The organism is Yoonia sp. (genome assembly GCF_017854415.1).
GTDB lineage: Bacteria > Pseudomonadota > Alphaproteobacteria > Rhodobacterales > Rhodobacteraceae > Yoonia.
Genome location: NZ_JAFMHR010000237.1, coordinates 1 through 4602, shown reverse-complemented (window position 1 = coordinate 4602; position 4602 = coordinate 1). Strand labels below are relative to the sequence as shown.

Sequence of the window (4602 nt, the reverse complement as noted above, 5' to 3'; positions counted from 1 at the left end):
CATATTCAACCCAGTGTGTGTAGGCGTCATCTAATCTTTCTTGCGCATCTTCGGCATCTAACATATTTCTGAGATCGATTTCTGGTGTGCTCATTTTGTCATCCCCATCTTTGCGAGTCGGCGCGCAATATACGCCTCTTTTATTAATGCCTCGACAGTCTTGTTTAGACTGAGGCCGGTTGCTAAGCTTTCGTCGATGGCCATCTGATGTATGGCATCTTGTATTCTATATCCGCGATTTTTAATAAGTGTTGCCATTAAATTAACTCCAAAAAGTATAGTATGAACGGGCCAAATAGCAGCCCGGCTATCAATGCGCCGCCGAGTAGTGTCCTAATCATTAGATCCACCCCATTGCGTAAACATAGATCGGGCTTATAAGGGCGATACCTAGAAGTATGCAGCCAATGCTTTCGATAAGTGATTTCATTTTGTTGCTCCGTTGTTTAAATAACTGTTAATGAGCTAATGTTTTTGGTTTTTCCGATTTCTTGGCTTGCAAAGTATTCACCATCGTATTGCTGGCGCTTTGCGCCGCTTCGGGACATGTTTTTGCTAACGATCTCGCCGTCAATTTTGGTAACCTGAACTACTTCAACACGCTTTGGGCTAATCTGCAAAGCCGTGGCGGTCATTGACACTGAACGCCATCCGGCTGGGGTGCTGACGCTTGCTTTATATTCAACTATTAGGTTTGTCATGTTGTTTGCTCCGTTTGTTTGTTTGCTTTCGATCTGCAAACAATACTAGTGCTAGCGTATAAGCGCAAGCACTCTTATATATCGATTAGCTATATCAAGCGGAGTTTTTATTACTATAGTATTCTTTGGCGAGTCGTTCGACATCTGGGAGTATCACTGGTGGTACGCGTTCAAGCATGGCGGCCCTAGCGGCCCTGTCGCGGCCTCTGGCAACTTGGGAGCCTAGTTGTATACATGCTATTTGAACATGCTTTAGGATGAGCTCACGCCAGTCTAGTGGCACTTGGTCAAGGGTTGACCGGCCATAGATTACATCGTCGGCGTAGTGTCTAGGCCTTTTCCCAATCGGCGATTGCATCAACTACTCCCTTCCATCCCAGCGCAATGCAGACAAATGCGCCCGCATCCTGGCAGTTATTTAAAAAGTCGATCTGTTCCGCCGATATTTTGGATTTGGTGTGATCCATTCTTTTTAGCTCGCACACAAAAGGCGGTGAGCCGATTATAATAATGTCAGCAGCGCCGGTGGTCATCCCTTCCGCTTTGTGGCGCATAACCTGGCCTGGCGTGCGCTTTCCTTCATTGCGTGGGTGCAGGGCTATTGCGCGGAGCTTTGGTGATAGCTGATTAAATAGCGTGATTTGTTCGGCAGACTCTGGCGAGCATGGCCCGCGATATTTAATGTCACCGTAAACTTTAATTGATTTCGGGAATTTCATCTAATGCCTCATTGTGTCCATAGATTTTATAGAAGCCTTTTTCTTTCATCTTTTTGAGCGTTAGCGTTTTCGGCATTACGCCATAGTTGGGCAGCGATGACAAAAAGACTTCAATTGATGGTGCGATTCTACCACTAAAAACAGATTCATTTAATGACTCCCATTCGTTGATCTTCTCCGGCATATACCAAATAGAAAATGATCGATACTCGGTGGTGTAATCCACCTTAAGCGTTTGGTTCCCGCTTTTGCTTATCCATTCTTGGCAGTGCCAGCTCAAAACCTTGTCGGTGCTTTTGGCGTATGGATCTGACTTCAACTTCCTAAATTCCATGACCAGCTTTTCGTTCGGGTCGATCAGTTCGCCTTTGCACTTTTCACAATAGCGTGCCGCAACATCGTTCGCATGTTGGCACTTCTCGCACTCTTTAGATGCCCACCGATGTTCGCACCTGGCATATGTTCCCGCGGCTAAAAATTCACCGTGGCATCTTCTGCCAAAGTGGGATGGTATTTCTAGTTTCACGCCTGCCAGGTCTGCAAAGTATCCATCTTTCGTTATATGGAATTGATCAGGGTTCGGGCGGCCTGAAAATTCGTTTATATAATTACAGTCGGGGCATTCAACTTCGGCACCGCCTACCACCTTGGTTGCTTTATAGGCTTTAATGTTTGGATTAAATACATCGCCATCGGGGCAGTGCCGTTCGATGTTCTCCGCGTAGTCCAAAACCAGGCAGTCTTGTTTGCCGGCATCGATGCGCAACCCGCGACCTATAATCTGTTGCATTAGTCCGACTGATTCGGTGGCGCGCAATATAGCAATAACGTCAACGTGGCTTGCATCGAAGCCGGTGGTCAGCACGGAAACGTTGACCAGGTATTTTATCTGTCGGGCTTTGAACGCTTTTAGTATTTGTTCGCGGTCAGCTTTTGGCGTTTCGCCAGTCACCAGTGCGCTGTTTCCGCGTGGCAAGCTTTGCATGACCTCCCTTGCGTGGGGTACGGTTGCTGCAAATATCATTACACCTTTGCGCCCAGCGGACAGCTCAACCACCTCGGCAATGATAGCGGCTGTTTTCCGGCCCTCACCTTCAAACGCTTGTTCAACCTGGCGGGCATCAAATTTGCCCATGCTGTTCAATTCCAAGCCGGTGGTGTCATATCCATTATGGCGCTCGGTAGTCGGTGGCGTCAGATAGCCTTGATCGATTAATTCTTTCGCGCCTATCTTGAACACCAGCTTTTTAAAGTATGGTTCTACTGTTTCGTGCTCTGAGATTGCCCTATCGTTCTCATCGAGCTGATATATATAGCCACTGCCGAGACGGTACGGCGTGGCAGACAAACCCAGCACGCGCAGCTGAGGGTTCTTTGCGCGCAGATCATCAATGATAAATTTGATCGTGGGTGTTATGCCGTGGGCTTCGTCGACTATGACGGCTGCAAAGTTTTTAAACCGTTCCAAGCTGTTTTTAACAGTGCCAGGCGTGCCAAATACGACATAGTGTTCAAGGCTTTTCTGACCGGTTGAGGCGCTGTACAGGCTGGCCATACCACCGGCTGCAATGTATTTGCCGTGGTTTTGTTCGACCAGCTCTTTAGACGGTGCCAAGCATAGCACCCGCTTATTGCTGGTTTCGTGAATCCATTGCGCAAGCTCTGCGATGATGTGCGACTTTCCCGCACCCGTTGCTGCGTCTATGATGCAAGAGTCATAGCATTTAGAAAGAAAAGCTTTCGCGGCATCCACCGCGTTTTGTTGGTATGGTCTTAACATTTTCTGCCCCAGTTTTCGCCTGCGCGGATTCGGCAGGCTTGCGGTTCACTTATTTTAAAATAATATGCGAGCTCTGCCAGGCTGCATTTGTGCTGCAATCGACGGAACGAACGAAGCGCGCCGGGTGTCATTACGCGCGGATTGTTTCTCATCTAAGCCACAGCTGCCAGGTACTGGTCATGGAATGCTTTAAGCTTGGGCAGTGTTTTGTCAATATATTGCTGACTGAAAAAAACCATTTCGGTGTCAAATTTAAACCGGTTCCATTGAATGAAATACGCTGTCGTTCGCTCGCTGCAAAACATTTCATATTGAACCTGGGCATAATAATGGGGCAGGTGTGCCAGGCTTTTAAATTCCGGGTCGGGATTTTCACGCAACCCAAACGGGCATTTAATCTCGGCAATAGCATCTGCGCCAATCAATCCATCGGGTGACGCGCCGAGCCAGTCGTATTCCGGGTGGACTATAAACCCGCATTCTTTAATAGTGATGCCTGTTTCAAGCTCGAAATCGAATACGGCGTTTTCCTCGTTCCGGCTTCCGTATTCGGTGGCGACGTTGCCGGTGAAAGTGGACTGACCTAGGATTGAGCGCATAGCGTCTTTGGTGCTAGACCAAGGATTAACGCCAAGGATTGCACCAATCTGTGAGCCAGTTACCCGGCCTTTGCGCGCGTCGAACCATTCTTGTGATAGCTGTTCCATTGTTTTACCTCGAAAAAAAAGGCCCCGAAGGGCCAGTATTATTAGAATGGTATATCATCAGCGGCTGCTGCAACTGGTGCGGGTAATGTGCTGACGGAGTTGACCGGCGATACTGCCATGACCCAGTTTCCTGACTTGTCGTCAATTTCCCATAGGCCGAGCTTGATGGCCATAGGCTTATTGGATAAAGCGGAGCTGAGCTGGCTATCACCCGGTTCAGTGCCGTTGCGCATTAAGTCGCCGCCTGCGTTCGCATCGATAGCAGCTAACATCTTTAAAGCACGATCGCGTTTGGTTTTATCCTGCTCTTTTACGCGGATCTTATGAAAGATCTTGCGGCCTTTGTGTTCGCCATCTAATACTACCCAGCGAGCCGAAACAAACGAGTCGCCCTGATATTCGTCCCATTTAATTTCGTCAATTGCCGCGACTACCTGAGTGTTTGCAGGGATAGGCTTAATCTGAACATTGCTATCAAATGAAGTTGATGCTGCTGCTGTTTTGCCGTCTGAAAGATCGAAGAATGACATATTATTTACCTTCTTTGTTATAAGTGGCTAAAGCCGGGATATATTGAGTGAGCGGGTTTTCGTTCTTTGGTACAAATATATTATCAGTGATGCCGTACCGGTTCTTGCTAACGTTCGACGCGGTGGCATAGGTTACCAATAGTCGGCTGCCGTCTGACGTGGCTT

Annotated in this window: 6 protein-coding genes; all 6 read right to left on the bottom strand. The window is 48.0% G+C overall.

Annotation, left to right across the window (positions count from 1 at the left end; translation table 11 throughout):
• Window positions 1-90: 90 nt before the first annotated feature.
• Window positions 91-258: a hypothetical protein gene (locus QZ197_RS15920; RefSeq protein ID WP_296433224.1), complete on the bottom strand. Its 168-nt coding sequence runs from the start codon at window positions 256-258 to the stop codon at window positions 91-93.
• A gap of 188 nt (window positions 259-446) precedes the next feature.
• Window positions 447-701 carry a hypothetical protein gene (locus QZ197_RS15915; RefSeq protein WP_296433222.1) on the bottom strand — a complete coding sequence of 85 codons (255 nt, stop codon included), beginning with the start codon at window positions 699-701 and terminating at the stop codon, window positions 447-449.
• Window positions 702-1030: 329 nt separating this feature from the next.
• The gene (locus tag QZ197_RS15910) at window positions 1031-1420 is read right to left on the bottom strand and encodes a hypothetical protein (RefSeq protein ID WP_296433220.1); all 390 of its coding nucleotides are present in this window, start codon (window positions 1418-1420) and stop codon (window positions 1031-1033) included.
• Window positions 1398-3200 carry a DEAD/DEAH box helicase gene (locus QZ197_RS15905; protein WP_296433219.1) on the bottom strand — a complete coding sequence of 601 codons (1803 nt, stop codon included), beginning with the start codon at window positions 3198-3200 and terminating at the stop codon, window positions 1398-1400. The genes QZ197_RS15910 and QZ197_RS15905 overlap by 23 nt, the downstream gene beginning before the upstream one ends.
• 152 nt (window positions 3201-3352) lie before the next feature.
• On the bottom strand, window positions 3353-3907 hold the full coding sequence (locus tag QZ197_RS15900) for a lambda exonuclease family protein (RefSeq protein WP_296433217.1): 555 nt from the start codon (window positions 3905-3907) through the stop codon (window positions 3353-3355).
• 41 nt (window positions 3908-3948) lie between these two features.
• Complete coding sequence (locus QZ197_RS15895; protein ID WP_296433214.1) at window positions 3949-4437, bottom strand: DUF669 domain-containing protein; 489 nt, start codon at window positions 4435-4437, stop codon at window positions 3949-3951.
• Between the last annotated feature and the right edge of the window lie 165 nt (window positions 4438-4602).